Source organism: Streptomyces sp. R41 (assembly GCF_041053055.1).
In the GTDB taxonomy this organism is placed as follows: domain Bacteria; phylum Actinomycetota; class Actinomycetes; order Streptomycetales; family Streptomycetaceae; genus Streptomyces.
Genome location: NZ_CP163443.1, coordinates 8,297,187 through 8,312,703 on the forward strand (window position 1 = coordinate 8,297,187; position 15,517 = coordinate 8,312,703).

General features: G+C 69.7%; 13 protein-coding genes. 2 read left to right on the top strand and 11 right to left on the bottom strand.

Features of this window, described 5'->3' with window-relative positions:
* Positions 1-99: 99 nt before the first annotated feature.
* The 3 genes from AB5J53_RS37685 to AB5J53_RS37695 all read right to left on the bottom strand — a co-directional run bounded on the left by AB5J53_RS37685 (position 100) and on the right by AB5J53_RS37695 (position 3,531).
* On the bottom strand, positions 100-1,557 hold the full coding sequence (locus tag AB5J53_RS37685) for a catalase (protein WP_369250085.1): 1,458 nt from the start codon (positions 1,555-1,557) through the stop codon (positions 100-102).
* 196 nt (positions 1,558-1,753) lie between these two features.
* Positions 1,754-2,647, bottom strand: a complete 894-nt coding sequence (locus tag AB5J53_RS37690) for a 2-hydroxy-3-oxopropionate reductase (protein WP_369250086.1) — start codon at positions 2,645-2,647, stop codon at positions 1,754-1,756.
* Positions 2,648-2,691: 44 nt separating this feature from the next.
* On the bottom strand, positions 2,692-3,531 hold the full coding sequence (locus AB5J53_RS37695) for a TIM barrel protein (RefSeq protein WP_369250087.1): 840 nt from the start codon (positions 3,529-3,531) through the stop codon (positions 2,692-2,694).
* Positions 3,532-3,845: 314 nt separating this feature from the next.
* Between AB5J53_RS37695 and AB5J53_RS37700 the strand changes: the two genes are divergently transcribed.
* Complete coding sequence (locus AB5J53_RS37700) at positions 3,846-3,986, top strand: hypothetical protein (protein WP_369250088.1); 141 nt, start codon at positions 3,846-3,848, stop codon at positions 3,984-3,986.
* Between the two features lie 138 nt (positions 3,987-4,124).
* Here the strand turns inward: AB5J53_RS37700 and AB5J53_RS37705 are convergent, their stop codons facing one another.
* From AB5J53_RS37705 to AB5J53_RS37740, 8 genes are all read right to left on the bottom strand, one after another.
* Positions 4,125-5,063 (bottom strand): alpha/beta hydrolase, encoded by a 939-nt coding sequence (locus AB5J53_RS37705; protein ID WP_369250089.1) that lies wholly within the window; start codon positions 5,061-5,063, stop codon positions 4,125-4,127.
* A 3-nt stretch (positions 5,064-5,066) separates the two neighbouring features.
* Positions 5,067-6,839, bottom strand: coding sequence for a biotin carboxylase N-terminal domain-containing protein (locus AB5J53_RS37710; protein ID WP_369252689.1), 1,773 nt, complete (start codon positions 6,837-6,839; stop codon positions 5,067-5,069).
* Between the two features lie 51 nt (positions 6,840-6,890).
* The gene (locus AB5J53_RS37715; protein WP_369250090.1) at positions 6,891-8,555 is read right to left on the bottom strand and encodes an acyl-CoA carboxylase subunit beta; all 1,665 of its coding nucleotides are present in this window, start codon (positions 8,553-8,555) and stop codon (positions 6,891-6,893) included.
* Positions 8,556-8,684: 129 nt separating this feature from the next.
* On the bottom strand, positions 8,685-9,629 hold the full coding sequence (locus AB5J53_RS37720) for an aromatase/cyclase (protein ID WP_369250091.1): 945 nt from the start codon (positions 9,627-9,629) through the stop codon (positions 8,685-8,687).
* A gap of 61 nt (positions 9,630-9,690) precedes the next feature.
* A complete protein-coding gene (locus tag AB5J53_RS37725; RefSeq protein ID WP_369250092.1) occupies positions 9,691-10,476 on the bottom strand; it encodes an SDR family NAD(P)-dependent oxidoreductase in 786 nt (261 codons plus the stop codon).
* Positions 10,477-10,568: 92 nt separating this feature from the next.
* Positions 10,569-10,829 (bottom strand): acyl carrier protein, encoded by a 261-nt coding sequence (locus AB5J53_RS37730; RefSeq protein WP_369250093.1) that lies wholly within the window; start codon positions 10,827-10,829, stop codon positions 10,569-10,571.
* 118 nt (positions 10,830-10,947) lie between these two features.
* On the bottom strand, positions 10,948-12,171 hold the full coding sequence (locus tag AB5J53_RS37735) for a ketosynthase chain-length factor (RefSeq protein ID WP_369250094.1): 1,224 nt from the start codon (positions 12,169-12,171) through the stop codon (positions 10,948-10,950).
* A complete protein-coding gene (locus AB5J53_RS37740; RefSeq protein WP_369250095.1) occupies positions 12,168-13,502 on the bottom strand; it encodes a beta-ketoacyl synthase in 1,335 nt (444 codons plus the stop codon). Before AB5J53_RS37740 ends, AB5J53_RS37735 begins: the two co-directional genes overlap by 4 nt.
* 328 nt (positions 13,503-13,830) lie before the next feature.
* Here AB5J53_RS37740 and AB5J53_RS37745 point away from each other — a divergent pair, with 328 nt between their 5' ends.
* Positions 13,831-15,453 carry an alpha/beta hydrolase gene (locus AB5J53_RS37745; RefSeq protein ID WP_369250096.1) on the top strand — a complete coding sequence of 541 codons (1,623 nt, stop codon included), beginning with the start codon at positions 13,831-13,833 and terminating at the stop codon, positions 15,451-15,453.
* The last annotated feature ends 64 nt before the right edge of the window (positions 15,454-15,517 follow it).

Genomic DNA, 15,517 nt, shown 5'->3' on the forward strand with positions numbered 1-15,517 from the left:
ACTGGCTCGCACGCCGCCGCGGTCCCGGTCCTGCCCGGACAGCCGATGGACCACCCCTCATCCGGGTCCAACGCCGTCGCGGGCGGCTTGAGTTGAGGCTCAGTCCTCGCGCAGGGCGCGGACCGCCTCCTCCACACGCCTGCCGTACTCCGGGTCGGCGGCGTGGAAGTGGGCGAGGTTCTTCTCGATCACGTCGTCGCGGGAGACCTGCGAGAGGCCGCCGGCGATGTTGGCGATCAGCCGGGACTGCTCCTCGGCCGACATCAGGCGGTACAGCTCGCCCGCCTGGAAGAAGTGGTCGTCCTTGGTGTGGAGCGGAGCCTCGTGCGTGCCCGTGTGACCGTTCACCGCGAGCGGCGCCGACAGCGGGCGGCCGGTCTCGGCCGGGCCGTCGTACGAGTTGGGCTCGTAGTTCTTGGCGTGGCGGCCCTGGCCGTTGGAGGCCATGAGGCCGTCGCGGCCGTAGTTGTTCGCGACCGTCGCCTTGGGAGCGTTGACCGCGAGCTGGGTGTGGTTGACGCCCAGGCGGTAGCGGTGCGCGTCCGCGTAGGCGAACAGGCGGCCCTGGAGCATCTTGTCGGGGGAGGGGCCGATGCCGGGAACGAAGTTGTTCGGGGAGAAGGCGGCCTGCTCGACCTCGGCGAAGACGTTGTCGGGGTTGCGGTCCAGGACCAGACGGCCCACACGCTGCAGCGGGTAGTCCTTGTGCGGCCACACCTTGGTGAGGTCGAAGGGGTTGAAGCGGTACTCGGCCGCCTCCGCCGCCGGCATGATCTGGACGTACAGCGTCCAGGACGGGTTCACGCCCCGCTCGATGGCCTGCAGCAGGTCCGTCTGGTGCGAGTTCGCGTCCTTGCCCGCGATCTCCTGCGCCTGCTCGGTGGAGAGGCTGCGGATGCCCTGGTTCGTCTTGAAGTGGTACTTGACGAAGAAGGCCTCACCCTCGGCGTTCGTCCACTGGTAGGTGTGCGAGCCGTAGCCGTTCATGTGGCGGTAGGAGGCCGGGATGCCGCGGTCGCCCATCAGCCAGGTGATCTGGTGCGTCGCCTCGGGGGCGTGCGCCCAGAAGTCCCAGACGTTGTCCGGCTCCTGCTTGCCCGTGAACGGGTCGCGCTTCTGGGAGTGGATGAAGTCGGGGAACTTGATCGGGTCCTTGATGAAGAAGACCGGCGTGTTGTTGCCGACGAGGTCGTAGTTGCCCTCTTCGGTGTAGAACTTCAGGGCGAAGCCGCGCGGGTCACGGACCGCGTCCGCGCCGCCGAGGTTGTCGGCCACCGTGGAGAAGCGCAGGAAGACCTCGGTGCGCTTGCCGACGGTGTTCAGGAAGTCGGCGTACGTGAAGCCGGTGACGTCGTCGGTGACCTCGAAGTAGCCGTACGCACCGGAGCCGCGGGCGTGCACCACGCGCTCCGGGATGCGCTCGCGGTTGAACCGGGCGAGCTTCTCCAGGAGATGCTGGTCCTGGAGGAGGAGCGGGCCACCGACGCCGGCGGTGGCGGAGTTCTGGTTGTCGGAGACCGGGGCGCCGGACTCGGTCGTAAGCACGCGCTTCGACATCGTGGACCTTCCGTACGAGGGGGCAGCGGGGTCAGCGGAAACCTTCTTCCGCTTCGTGGACCTCTTCCGCTTCGTGGAGCCTAGGTTCGGGGCGATTTGAACGTCAACAGTTTGTTGAAGATGGATCCGGGTGGCGCCGTCGCCTGGGCGCGACAGGACAGGTGTCAGCGGCGGCGCCGCCCGGAGGTATCGAGGGTCAGACCTGCGCGCCGGAGAGGCGCTCGACCGCGCGCAGCAGCGCGGAGTGGTCCAGGCCGCCGTCGCCCTGCGCGCGCAGGCTGGCGACGAGCTGGGCCACCACGGCGCCGACCGGCAGCGCGGCACCGACATTGCGGGCGGCGTCGGTGACGATGCCCATGTCCTTGTGGTGCAGGTCGATCCGGAAGCCGGGCTTGAAGTCCCGGTTCAGGAAGTTGTCCTTCTTGCGGGTCAGGACGGTGGAGCCCGCCAGGCCGCCGTTCAGGACGTCGAGCGCGGCCTGCAGGTTCACGCCGGACTTCTCCAGGAAGACCACGGCCTCGGCGCACGCCTGGATGTTCACGGCGACGATCAGCTGGTTGGCTGCCTTCACGGTCTGGCCCGAGCCGTGCGGACCGCACAGCACGATGGTCTTGCCGAGCGCCTCGAAGAGCGGCTCGGCCTCGTCGAAGTCGGCCTGCTCGCCACCGACCATGATGGACAGCACGGCCTCGATGGCGCCGGCCTCGCCGCCGGACACAGGGGCGTCCAGGACGCGGATGCCCTTGTCCTTGGCCGCCTTCGCCAGGTCCACGGAGGTCTGCGGGGTGATCGACGACATGTCGATCAGCAGTGCGCCGGACTTCGCGTTCTGAAGGATGCCGTCGGGGCCGTACGCGATGGCCTCGACCTGCGGGGAGGCGGGCACCATCGTGACCACGACGTCGGCGTCGCGCACGGCCTCGGCGATCGAACCGGCGGCCGTACCGCCCGCGGCGGCCAGGCGCTCCAGCTTGTCCCGCTCCAGCGTGAAGCCGGTGACGTCGTACCCGGCCTTGATCAGGTTCTCCGACATGGGGGAGCCCATGATGCCGAGACCGATCCATGCCACCTTGGGGAGGTTGTTGCTCATGAGGGTGCCTCTCTGGCTTCTCTGCTACGTCTGTGGAATGCCGCTCAGCGGGCGGCTCGGGCCTCGGCGGGCAGCCAGTCGAAGGCCTCCGCGCTCGGGCGGTCGCCCGGCTTGTACTCCAGGCCGACCCAGCCCTCGTATCCGGCCTTCTTCAGCTGGTCGAGGAGGTCCGCCAGCGGGAGCGTGCCGGTGCCCGGGGCGCCGCGGCCGGGGTTGTCGGCGATCTGTACGTGGCCGGTCTTCGACGCGTACTGCTCGATCACCGACGGCAGGTCCTCGCCGTTCATGGACAGGTGGTACAGGTCCATGAGGAACGTGGCGTTGCCGAGGCCGGTCGCCTCGTTGACCTTGTTCACGATCTCGATCGCCTTGGGCGCGCTCACGATCGGGCAGAGCGGCGACTCGGGCTTGTTCAGCGCCTCGATCAGGAGGATCGCGCCGACGCGGTCGGCCGCGCGGGCCGCGAGCGCCAGGTTCTCCAGCGCGAGCGCGTCCTGCTCCGCCGGGTCCACGCCCTCGACCCGGTTGCCGTACAGGGCGTTGAGGGCCTTGCAGCCGAGCGACTGGGCGAAGTCGGCCGTCACGTCGATGTTGGCGCGGAACTTCTCCGACTCCGCGCCGGGGATCGACAGCGCGCCCCGGTCCGGGCCCGGCAGCTGCCCGGCGTAGAAGTTCAGGCCCGTCAGCTGGACGCCCGCGTCCTCGATCGCCTTCTTCAGGGCGTCGAGCTCGGACTGCTCGGGGGTGGGGGAGTCGACCCAGGGCCACCACAGCTCGACCGCCGTGAAGCCCGCCGCGGCGGCGGCCGCGGGGCGCTCCAGGAGCGGGAGTTCCGTGAAGAGGATCGACAGGTTGACGTTGAAGCGCTGGTTTGCGAATCCCATGTGGGTCGGCGCTCCCTTCCGTTGTCGAGATTCCGTATTACGGAAGTTCGTTTCTGCTTAATGGAAGATTGCCGTCGTGTGTCAGTGCTTGTCAAGAGGGGGCTGCCGGAAATCGGCATCACGCAGCAGGTTGAGCGCGTGCTGGGGAGGGTGAAGCCCGACACATGGCTCTGACCTCCGCGATCGCTGAGGTGCGGGGTCTGGCCTGCGGAAACGACTCGCGCTGGTTCTCGCGGTCAGCGCGGCGAGGACCGCGGCCACAGAAGCGAGGCCGTCGAGGCAGTGACCGGAGCGAGCGCCCAGATGGTCGGCTGATGGCCGCCGCGCCGGTGACGGCGAGCAGCGCGATGGCCCACGCGAAGGTGGGTACGAGACCGGACAGGGTCGTCGACGCGCCGAAGGCGATGGCGGCACCGAGGACGACGTTCATCGAAGGCCGTCCCCGACGGAGCTGAATCACCGGGCCGGTGCTCAGCCAAGTGATGAGCGCGCCCGCGAGCGCCGGGCCCGCGCGCGATGTTGAAATACGCCGCACTCAGCGCCGATGCGTTGCGCAGTAGCTCGGCGCCGACCATCTTCCGCCACCGCCGGTATCACCGGGAATCAGTCATCCCGCGCCGCGCGAGGCATTCCTCGAGGAAGCCGAACGCCCGCAGATGATAGGAACGCGCGGCCCATCCAAGACTGATGTTGTGCCCCGCGTCAGGATGGCGGTCGACCCTGACGCGACTCCCGGTCAGCATGCCGCTCAGTTCGGCAACCGCCTGCTGGTCGTGCCGCCACCATCGTTCGTGCTCGGCGAAGGTGAACCTGACCGGCGCGCGAATGCGGCGGGCGACATCGGGGAGCACGTCCGGCCAGGTCGGTACCTCGCGCCGCTCCCACGACGGCGTGGGAGCCACCACCGATCGACTGCTCAGGAAGGTGTTCGGTGGATAGAGTCCGAACGCTCCCCAGCTGAAGCCCCAGGCGGCGCGACTGTGGGGTTCGGGCAATCGGTCGGGTTCTACGGCGTATCGGTGGCCGCATCCGGAAACATCCAGGCCGATCAGAGGGGCGTCCACGTCGTCGGCTGCCGCGGTCAGCACGACTTTGCCCCCGAAGGAATGGGCCAGCAGAAAGAAGCCGGCCCCGACCTCGTGTCGGTGGGCGAACTCGGCCAGCGCGGCGTGCAGCGTCACGGACTGTTCGGCGAGGGGCTGTCCATCGGGGAGCTGGGTGGCGGAGTGGCCGTAGCCGGGCCGGTCGAGGGACAGGACGGTGAAGCCGAGCCGGGCGCCCAGGGTGAGGAGGGAGAGGTCGGGGTGGGCCTGCCCGTCGAAGTAACCGGCGCTCATGCCACTGCCGTGCACGGCGATGACGGTGGCGCGCGGAGTGGTGTGCTCGGGCTCGCTGAGCAGGCAGGACAGGGTGATGCCAGCGGCGCTGAGGGCGATGCGGCGGACCCCCGGGGAAAGGGGGTGAGGCCGGCTCGGCTTCGCCCCGGCCGCGGTCTCTGCCGGGGTCCGGAGGCTGGACTTGATGACGGTCATGCGTCAGTCCTTGATTTCGCAGATGGCGGCGCCGGAGGTGATGGAGGCGCCGACTTCGGCGCTGAGGCCCTTGATGGTGCCGGAGCGGTGGGCGTTGAGGGGTTGTTCCATCTTCATGGCCTCCAGGACGACGACCAGGTCGCCTTCGTTGACTTCCTGGCCCTCCTCGACGGCGACCTTGACGATGGTGCCCTGCATCGGTGAGGCGAGGGTGTCGCCGGAGGCGACGGGGCCGGACTTCTTGGCGGCGCGGCGTTTGGGTTTGGCGCCGGCGGCGAGGCCGGTGCGGGCCAGGCTCATGCCCAGCGAGGAGGGCAGGGAGACTTCCAGGCGCTTGCCGCCGACCTCGACGACGACGGTCTCGCGGCCCGGTTCCTCCTCGGCCTCGAGGTCCGTGGGGGCGGTGAAGGCGGGGATGTCGTTGACGAACTCGGTCTCGATCCACCGGGTGTGGACCGTGAACGGCGCGTTGGAGCCGGTCAGTTCCGGGGCGAAGGCGGGGTCGGTGACCACCTTGCGGTGGAAGGGGATGGCGGTGGCCATGCCCTCGACCTGGAACTCGGCGAGCGCGCGGGCGGCCCGCTGCAGGGCCTGGGCGCGACTCGCGCCGGTGACGATCAGCTTGGCGAGCAGGGAGTCCCAGGCCGGGCCGATGACGCTGCCGGATTCCACGCCCGCGTCCAGCCGCACGCCCGGGCCCGATGGCGGGGCGAAGGCGGTGACGGTGCCGGGGGCGGGCAGGAAGCCGCGTCCGGGGTCCTCGCCGTTGATGCGGAACTCCAAGGAGTGGCCGCGCAGTTGCGGATCGGTGTAGCCGAGTGCTTCGCCGTCGGCGATGCGGAACATCTCGCGGACCAGGTCGATGCCGGCGACCTCCTCGGTGACCGGGTGTTCGACCTGCAGGCGGGTGTTGACCTCCAGGAAGGAGATCGTGCCGTCCGCGCCGACGAGGAATTCCACGGTGCCCGCGCCGACGTAGCCGGCCTCCTTCAGGATCGCCTTGGAGGAGGAGTACAGCTGCTCCACCTGGGCGTCGGAGAGGAAGGGGGCGGGGGCCTCCTCGACCAGTTTCTGGTGGCGGCGCTGCAGCGAGCAGTCCCGGGTGGAGACGACGACCACGTTGCCGTGGGTGTCGGCCAGGCACTGGGTCTCCACGTGCCGGGGCTTGTCCAGGTAGCGCTCGACGAAGCACTCGCCGCGGCCGAAGGCGGCGACCGCCTCGCGGACCGCGGAGTCGTACAGCTCGGGGACTTCCTCCAGGGTGCGGGCGACCTTCAGGCCGCGTCCGCCGCCGCCGAAGGCGGCCTTGATGGCGATCGGCAGGCCGTGCTGCTGGGCGAACGCGACGACCTCCTCGGCGCCCGAGACCGGGTCCGGGGTGCCGGCCACCAGCGGGGCGCCGGCGCGCTGCGCGATGTGCCGGGCGGCGACCTTGTCACCCAGGTCGCGGATGGCCTGCGGGGGCGGGCCGATCCAGATCAGGCCGGCGTCCAGGACCGCCTGCGCGAAGTCGGCGTTCTCCGACAGGAAGCCGTAGCCGGGGTGGATCGCGTCCGCCCCGGAGTCCTTGGCGGCCTGCAGCACCTTGGCGATGTCCAGGTAACTGGTGGCCGGGGTGTCACCGCCCAACGCGAACGCCTCGTCCGCCGCACGGACATGCAGAGCGTCCCGGTCCGGTTCCGCATAAACGGCAACGCTCGCGATCCCGGCATCCCGGCACGCCCGGGCCACGCGGACAGCGATTTCGCCACGGTTGGCGATGAGCACCTTGCGCACGATGGCTGCCTTCCCTCTCACGAGTACGGTGGTCCGGGCTGCCGCCCGCCGTCACAGCGGAGGGTTTCCGTGCTTGCGGGACGGCAGGTCGGAGTGTTTGCTCCGGAGCATCGCGAAGGTGCGGATCAGCGCGGACCGGGTGTCGCCGGGATCGATCACGTCGTCCACCAGGCCCCGCTCGGCCGCGTAATAGGGGTGCATCAGCTCCGACTTGTACTCCTTGATCTTCTGCTGCCGTACCGCCTCGGGATCGGCGGCGGCCGCGATGTCACGACGGAAGATGACATTGGCGGCGCCCTCCGCGCCCATCACCGCGATCTCGTTCGTCGGCCAGGCGAGGGACAGGTCGGTGCCGATGGAGCGGGAGTCCATGACGATGTACGCGCCGCCGTAGGCCTTGCGCAGGATCAGCTGCACGCGCGGCACGGTCGCGTTGCAGTACGCGTACAGCAGTTTGGCGCCGTGCCGGATGATTCCGTCGTGCTCCTGGCCCACTCCGGGCAGAAAGCCCGGCACGTCCACGAGTGTCGCCAACGGGATGTTGAAGGCGTCGCACATCTGGACGAAGCGTGCGGCCTTCTCGGATGCCTCGATGTCCAGGACGCCCGCGAGAGAGGCGGGCTGGTTGGCCACGATCCCCACCACATGGCCGTCGAGCCGGGCCAGAGCGCAGACGATGTTCGTCGCCCAGGCGGGGTGCACCTCGAAGAACTCCGCCTCGTCGACGATCTCCTCGATGACCGTGCGCATGTCGTAGGCCCGGCCCGGGTCGAGGGGGACCAGGTCCACGAGTGCTTCGGTACGCCGGTCTGCCGGGTCGTGGCACTCCACGACGGGTGGGAGTTCACGGTTGTTGGCGGGCAGGAGCGAGAGGAGGAAGCGTACGTCTTCCAGGCAGGCTTCCTCGTCGTCGTAGGCGAAGTGCGCGACACCGGACGTGGTGGCGTGCACATCGGCGCCTCCCAGGCCGTTCTGGGAGATCTCCTCGCCCGTCACGGCCTTGACCACGTCCGGTCCTGTGATGAACATCTGTGAGGTGCCGCGCACCATGAAGACGAAGTCGGTCAGCGCGGGGGAGTAGGCGGCGCCGCCGGCGCACGGACCGAGCATGACGCTGATCTGCGGGATCACCCCGGAAGCGCGGGTGTTGCGCTGGAAGATGCCGCCGTAGCCGGCCAGTGCCGAGACGCCTTCCTGGATCCGGGCTCCGGCCCCGTCGTTCAGCGAGATCAGCGGAGCACCCGCGGCGGCCGCCATGTCCATCACCTTGTGGATCTTCTCGGCGTGCGCCTCGCCCAGCGCGCCGCCGAAGATGCGGAAGTCGTGCGCGTAGACGAAGACGGTCCGGCCGTGGACGGTGCCCCAGCCGGTCACCACCCCGTCCGAGTACGGTCGCCGGCGTTCCAGGCCGAAGCCGGTGGCGCGGTGCCGGCGCAGTGCCTCGAACTCGGTGAACGACCCGTCGTCCAGCAGCAGTTCGATCCGTTCGTGGGCGGTGAGCTTGCCTTTGGCGTGCTGACGTTCCGTGGCGGCCGGGTCCGGTCCTCGGCGCGCCGTCTCCTTGATGTCGCCGAGCTCCGTGAGCCGTTCGCGCAGGGTGCGTTCGTCCGGGGGCCGCTCGTCCGGGTTGTCGGGGGTGATCCGGAGGCTCGACCCGGACCTCTGCCCAGGGATGCCCGAGGGGATGTCCGAGGCGGTCTGCTCAACCGTACGCATGGTGTTCCACTCCAAGGCTTTCGGCGACATCGACGGTCGGGGGAGGGGTGCCCACTGCCCGGAACGGCGCACGACAGCGCGCGGCCCGGGAGTGGGCACCCGCCGCCTGGGCGGCGACGACGGATCTGCTCAGACCTGCGAGCCGATGGTGTTGTTCTCGGCGAACGCCTTGGCGTGCTCCAAGGTGATCCTGCTGTTGCCGCTGAGCGCGGTGCGGGCGAACTCCCGGGCGTCGGCGACCGTGGCACCCTCGCCGAGGACGCCCGCCACCGCCTCGGGGCGTATCGCCACGGTGTGCCGGGAGGTCACCGCGACTCCGCCCCGTACGGCGGACACGTGCCACTCGCCGGTGTGGGCCGTCATCAGCGGCGGCACCACGACCTGCTTGTAGACGATGCGCTCATCGGCGAAGCAGACACGCACCGACTTGGTCGTGTGCATGGCGCCGTCGGCGGTGATGGTGTCCATCTCCATGATCTGTACGCCCGGTTCGTCCTCCGTGAGGTCCATGCGGGAGACGTGCGGCAGCCGGTCGGGCCACTCCCCGGCCCGGTAGAGGAAGTCGTACACCTCCGTCGCCTCGCCGTCGACGACGATGGTGTCCTCGAAGGTCAGCCGCAGTTCTGCCCGGTCCGTCGACTGCTCCGCGAGCGCCTTGAGGTTCGCGAGCTCGGAGCGGCTGTTGCGGTCGGTGACGTCGGCGATCCACGTAAGGGCGTCGGGGGCGTCGTCGATCGCGCGGTAGGTGTGCTCGAGCACCACCTCCGTTCCCCCGTCCGGAAGCGGCTGGAGGATCCATGCTCCGGACATCGCCGCGACGGGCGGCTGGGAGACCTCTTGCCGGAAGGTGATGCGAAGGCCCTCGGGGTCCAGTTCCCGCCGGGAGGTCCAGGTCTTGACCGTGTCCCCGGCGACGGCCCAGATCCGGATGCGCTCGGCCTCCGCGTCCCGTTCGAGCTGCTCCACATGGACGGTGGGAGGGAAGTTCACGGGCCACAGGGTGGTGTCGGCGAGGAGTCCGTACACGGTCTCGGGCGTTGCGGACACGGTGACTGCATGTCGCACGTCGGTCATGGTTCGTACGTCCTTCGTGTCGGGCGTAGCGGGAGGAGCGGGTCGGAGATGGTGGCGGAGTTCAGTAATTGCCCAGTCCGCCGCAGACGTTGAGGGCCTGTGCGGTGATGGAGGCCGCGAGATCCGAGAGCAGATAGCCGACCAGACCGGCCACCTCCCGCGGGGTGGAGTAACGGCCGAGCGGGATCTTGGTCTCGAACCGCTCCAGTACCGCCTGCTCGTCCGTGTCCCAGATCCGCGCGTAGTTGGTGCGCACCTGCTGCGCCATGGGCGTTTCGACATAGCCCGGGCAGACGGCGTTCACGGTGATGCCGGTCTTCGCCAGTTCCAGGCCCAGCGCCTTGGTGAACCCGACCACTCCGTGCTTGGACGCGGAGTAGGGCGCTCCGAGGACGACGCCCTGCTTGCCGCCCGTCGAGGCGATGTTGACGATGCGGCCGCGCTGCTTCTCGCGCATGCCGCCCGTGGTGAGCACCTCCCGCGTCATCAGGAAGACGCTGTTGAGGTTGGTGTCGATGACGTCGTACCAGGTCTCGTCCGCGAGGTCGGCGGTGACTCCGCCGCCGCTGCGGCCCGCGTTGTTGACGAGGGCGTCGATCGTGCCGTACCGCTGCACCGCGGCCTCGACGAAGGCCCGCACCTCGTCGCGCGAGCGGACGTCGCAGCGGACCCCGTCCACGTCCAGGCCGCGTTCGCGCAGATCCTTGACAGTGACGGTCAGGTCCTCCTCGTGGCGTGCGCAGAGGAACACCTTCGCTCCGTTCTCGGCGAGGCTCTCGGTGACGGCCAGACCGATTCCGCTGGTGCCGCCGGTGACGACCACCACGCCGGCGCTGTCGTTCGCCATGCTGTCTTCTCCTCGTATCCGTCCTGCGGGGGTGGGGCCTTGAAACGGGTACGGGCCTTCCGGCGGAGGGGGGATGCCGGAAGGCCCGTGGCTCATGTGCTCGCGGCGACCGGCTCGTTGACCAGGGCCAGGAAGAGCCGGGGTGTCTCGGCCTCGCCGACGGTTTCCTCGGAGAGCTTGACGCCCAGCTCGCGCTCGACCCTGCTGGCGGCTTCGAGCAGAGCCAGCGAGTCGTAGCCGAGGTCGGTGAAGGTGGTGTCCAGGATGTCGCCGTCGAGGTCGATGCCCTCGTCGCCGGCGCTCTGCCGAAGGATGCGGGTCAGGTCCGCCAAGGTCAGCTCACGTGCCGCCATGGATGATGTCCTCACTCTTGTGTGTCTCTTGGCGTCTTGTGTGTCTCTTGCCGTGCCGCCGCCGATACGCCGGATCAGTCGCTGTCGACGGCCGATCAGTCGCTGTCGATACGGCCGGTCAGTCGCCGTCCGGAGCGCGCAGCACCATCGCCGCGTTGAAGCCGCCGTGGCCACGGGCGACCACCAGCGCGGTCCGTACGGTCATGTCGCGTGCGGTGTCCCGGACCAGGGCGATCGGACAGTCCGCCGCCTGGTCCGGGACGTGGAGGGTCGGCGGGACGACGCCGTCGCGCATGGCGAGCAGCGCCGCCGTCACATCGAGGGACGCGGCGCCCGAGTACAGGCGGCCGGTCATCGTCTTGGGCGCGGTGACCGGCACGGTGTGCGGGCCGAACACGGCGGTCAGGGCCTCGGCCTCCGCCCGGTCGAGTGCGCGTACCCCGGCCGCGTCCGCGAAGACCACATCGATGTCCGGCGGGGCCATCGCCGCGTCGGCCAGGGCCAGTTCGACGGCGCGGCGCAGTCCGGGTTCGCGGCCGGAGCCGGGTGCGGGGTCGAAGGTCGCGCCGTACCCCGCGAGCGTGCCGTAGACGCGTGCACCGCGGTCCCGGGCTGCGGTCTCGCTCTCCAGCACGAGAATCGCTCCGCCCTCGCCGGGCACGTACCCGTCGGCCGAGACGTCGAAGGGCGCGTAGGCGCGCTCGGGGTCGGCGGAGCGGCTGAGGCGTCCCGTGGTGATCTGCGAGACCAGGCCCCAGGGGCTCAGCGAGGCGTCCACGCCACCGGACATCACGAGGCCGGTGCCCTTGCGTATGTGCCGCCGCGCGTGGGCCAGTGCGTCGAGGCCGCCGGCCTGGTCGGTCACCAGTACGCCGCTGGGACCGCGCATCCCGTGGCGGATGGAGATCTGGCCGGTGTTGACCGCGTAGAACCAGGCGAACGACTGGTAGGCGCTGACGTGTTCGGGGCCCTTGCTCCACAGTTTCTGCAGTTCGTGCTGGGCGAACTCGAAGCCCCCGGAAGCACTGGCGGTCACCACCCCCATGGCGAACTCCGGCATCGTCGCCGGGTCCACGGCGGCGTCCGCGAGGGCCCAGTCCGACGCGGCCAGGGCCATCTGCGTCATGCGGTCGGTCTGCGGGAGCATGCGGTTCGACAGGTGGTCGGCCGCGTTGAAGGTCAGGACCTCTCCGGCGAGCGGCGAGGGGTAGCCGCTCGGGTCGTAACGGGTGATGCGGTCGATGCCACTGATGCCCTTGAGCGTCGACGTCCAGAACTCCTCCGTGCCCAGGCCGTTCGGCGCGACCACGCCGAGCCCCGTCACCACAGCGTTCTCGCTCATGCGGCGCTCCCTTCCGTGGGGCGGGTCAGCACCATGGCGCTCTGGAACCCGCCGAATCCGCTGCCGACGGTGAGGGCCGTGTCCACGCGCTGTTCCCGGGCGACGAGCGGGACGTAATCGAGATCGCACTCGGGATCGGGGGTGTGCAGATTCGCGGTGGGAGGCACCACACCGTGTTCGATGGCCAGCGCGCAGGCCGCGATCTCGATCGAGCCGATCGCGCCGAGCGAGTGCCCGATCATCGACTTGATGGAGCTCACCGGCACGTTGTAGGCGTGCCGGCCGAGGCTGCGCTTGAAGGCGGCGGTCTCGTGGCGGTCGTTCTGCTTGGTGCCGGAGCCGTGCGCGTTGATGTAGGACACGTCCTCGGGGTTCGTCCGGGCCTCGCCCAGGGCGCTCTCGATGGCGACCGCCATCTCCCGGCCGTCCGGCCGCAGTCCGGTCATGTGGAAGGCGTTGCAGCGGGACGCGAAGCCGGCGATCTCCGCGTAGACATGGGCCCCGCGCCGTCGGGCGTGCTCGTACTCCTCCAGTACGAAGACCGCGGCCCCTTCGCCGAGCACGAAGCCGTTGCGGCTCCTGTCGAACGGCCGGGAGGCGTGCTCCGCCTCGTCGTTGCGCGGTGTGGTCGCCTTGATCGCGTCGAAACAGGCCACCGCGATCGGGGAGATCGGGGCGTCGGTCGCACCGGCGACCATGATGTCCACGCTGCCCTCGGCGATCAGATCGCGGGCGTAGCCGACCGAGTCGATGCCGGACGTGCAGCCGGCCGAGACGACGGCGGCCGGACCTTCGGCACCGACGGCCCACGCGACCTCGGCCGCGATACTGCTGGGCACGAAGTGCCCGTACAGATGCGGCACTCCGTAGGAGCTGTCGACCAGCCATGTGCGCCCGCTGTCGCTCAGGACGACGTACTCCTCCTCGAGCCCCATGGTGGCGCCCACCGCGCTGCCGATCGTCACGCCGATCTGTGCCGGTTCCGGCGTTCCGAAGTCGAGGCCGCTGTCCCGCACGGCCTCCCGGGCCCCGGCGACCGCGAACTGCGTCGCGCGGTCCATACGGCGGATCTCGCGGGGCGTCAGGCCCTGCTGTGCCGGGTCGAAGGTGCACTCGGCCGCCACCTGGGAGCGGTACGCGGCGGGGTCGAAGAAGGAGATGCGCCCGGTCGCGGTGCGCCCCGAAGTGATGAGATCCCAGAACGCCTTGGTGCCCGTACCGCCGGGGGCGATGACGCCCACGCCGGTGATGACCACCCGCCGCGGGCCCGGGGGCGTGCCTCCCGGCCCGCCTGTGCGGCGGGCGTCCACAGATGAGTCCGTCGCTGACATGTGGGTTGCCTTTCGTGGCCAGGTCCCCGTCTCGGCCGCGCTCCGGGACGGTGCGCGGGGACGTGGGTCCGCTCGTTGGCCGCCGGCCTGACGACCGGTCCGGCGCACCGAGCAGACCGACGCCCCCTCAAGGACGGGTCAAGGACCGCTCAAGCAGCCCTCGGGCCGCACTCGTGCGGTCGTCCGACCTGGGTCGAGGCGCCCTTGAGTCGGCCTGTAGTCGTCCTTGAGCGAAGCCCGAGAGCGTTCACCTCGCCGCACCCCGGTTCCCGGAGCAGAACGGGACGCAGCCACGAGACCGGCACCATCGACGCGATGTGAGGACTCCTTGAGTACGCACACGGCATCCGAAGTGAAGAACTCCGTCGTCAACACCGTGGTCATCGGTGTCCCGGCCGACCGCCTGTGGCGCTCGTGCACGGACATCGAGCGCTGGCCGAGCATCTTCCCCACCACCCGTGAGGTCCGCCGCACCGAAGTCGGCGCCAACGAGGTGGTGATGGACATGAGGGTCGTGAACGAGCTGGGTGAGAACAGCGTTCGTTCGCACCGGCGGTACCGCCCCGACCAGTTCCGTATCGACTTCCGGATGGTGACGCTGCCCCCGGCGATCGCCGCGATGGACGGCAGCTGGACCATTGAGCCCGCCGACGGCGGTGCGCGCCTCGTCATCGTGCACACCTTCGTCCCGCGCCAGGACGACACGAAGAGCGCGTCCGACATCGCCGACGCGCTCTTCCGTACCACCGAGAACGTGCTCGCCGCGCTCAAGGAGTGGCTCGAGGCCGACCGGGACATCGAGGTGGACGGCGCCGGGAGCGACAGTCTGCGCGACGCGTGGGGACCCAGGAACGCCGGCAACGGGATCTCGGCGGCGACGTTCGAGAACTGCGAGCTGTTCTTCAGCCGGCTCGGCCTCGCCGGCCTCGACTGGGGCGACATCACCATGGTGCTCAAGGACCTGCGCAAGGAGAGCACGCACGAGGACTGGGCGGACTGGCACCGTCGGTGGTCCGCGCTCGGTGTGCACTACGAGGGACGCGCCGAGGAGTCACTGGCGGCCGGCCATCTGGAGACCACCCGCACCGCACACCGCAAGGCCGCCGCCTGCCACCACTACGCGGAGTTCTTCTACTTCGACGACGCGGAGGCCAAGTGCGAGAGCCGGGACCGGGTCACCGAGGTGTTCGAGCGGGCCATCCCGTATCTGAACGAGGTGGTACACCCGCTGAACGTCACCAGCGACGGGCTTGACGTACCCGGATATCTCATGCTGCCGCGCGGCGAAGGCCCGTGGCCGTGCGTGGTACTGGTCAACGGCCTCGACTCGGCCAAGGAGGTCGAACTCTACGCCTTCGCCCGTGAGTTCATCGCCCGCGGTATGGGCGCGGTCGTCTTCGACGGGCCGGGGCAGGGCGTGCACATCGGCAGGACACCGATGGCGGTCGACTTCGAGCGGGTCGTCGCCGCGGTGATGGAGCACGTCGTGCGGAGGCCGGACGTGGACGCCGACCGGATGGGGATCTTCGGAGTGAGCTTCGGCGGCTATCTCGCCGCGCGCGCCGCCGCGACCGTCCCCGGCTTCCGGGCGTGCGTCAACCTTTCCGGAGGCTTCGACCACGACAGCTACCGCGACGTCAACGCGATGGTGAAGAAGGACTTCCGGTTCGTCTTCGACCAGGCCGACGACGCCGCGATGGACGAGCTCGCCCGTACGTCGCTGAACCTGCGCGACGTCCCGCCGCTGCGTATTCCGCTGCTCGCCATCCACGGAGAACTCGACACGATCATTCCGATCGAGTCCTGCGAACGGATGCTGGACTGGGCCGCGGGCGAGACCGAACTGATCCGCTATCCCGGCGAGCGCCATGTCGCGACGAACTACTTCGGCGACTTCATCCCGCGCTTTTGCGACTGGATGTCCGAGCAGCTCGGAGTCGTGGCGTACTGACCTCGGCCGGGCGCGGCGGGCCGGCCGCGTTGACATACATAGCAAGCTATGGGGTAATCGACTC

Excerpts from the sequence above, each read along its gene's own strand:
- AB5J53_RS37720 (WP_369250091.1), bottom strand. The coding sequence starts at position 9,629 with ATGACCGACGTGCGACATGCAGTCACCGTGTCCGCAACGCCCGAGACC.
- AB5J53_RS37740 (WP_369250095.1), bottom strand. The coding sequence starts at position 13,502 with ATGTCAGCGACGGACTCATCTGTGGACGCCCGCCGCACAGGCGGGCCG.
- AB5J53_RS37695 (WP_369250087.1), bottom strand. The coding sequence starts at position 3,531 with ATGGGATTCGCAAACCAGCGCTTCAACGTCAACCTGTCGATCCTCTTC.
- AB5J53_RS37690 (WP_369250086.1), bottom strand. The coding sequence starts at position 2,647 with ATGAGCAACAACCTCCCCAAGGTGGCATGGATCGGTCTCGGCATCATG.
- AB5J53_RS37705 (WP_369250089.1), bottom strand. The coding sequence starts at position 5,063 with ATGACCGTCATCAAGTCCAGCCTCCGGACCCCGGCAGAGACCGCGGCC.
- AB5J53_RS37730 (WP_369250093.1), bottom strand. The coding sequence starts at position 10,829 with ATGGCGGCACGTGAGCTGACCTTGGCGGACCTGACCCGCATCCTTCGG.
- AB5J53_RS37700 (WP_369250088.1), top strand. The coding sequence starts at position 3,846 with ATGGCCGCCGCGCCGGTGACGGCGAGCAGCGCGATGGCCCACGCGAAG.
- AB5J53_RS37715 (WP_369250090.1), bottom strand. The coding sequence starts at position 8,555 with ATGCGTACGGTTGAGCAGACCGCCTCGGACATCCCCTCGGGCATCCCT.
- AB5J53_RS37725 (WP_369250092.1), bottom strand. The coding sequence starts at position 10,476 with ATGGCGAACGACAGCGCCGGCGTGGTGGTCGTCACCGGCGGCACCAGC.
- AB5J53_RS37735 (WP_369250094.1), bottom strand. The coding sequence starts at position 12,171 with ATGAGCGAGAACGCTGTGGTGACGGGGCTCGGCGTGGTCGCGCCGAAC.
- AB5J53_RS37685 (WP_369250085.1), bottom strand. The coding sequence starts at position 1,557 with ATGTCGAAGCGCGTGCTTACGACCGAGTCCGGCGCCCCGGTCTCCGAC.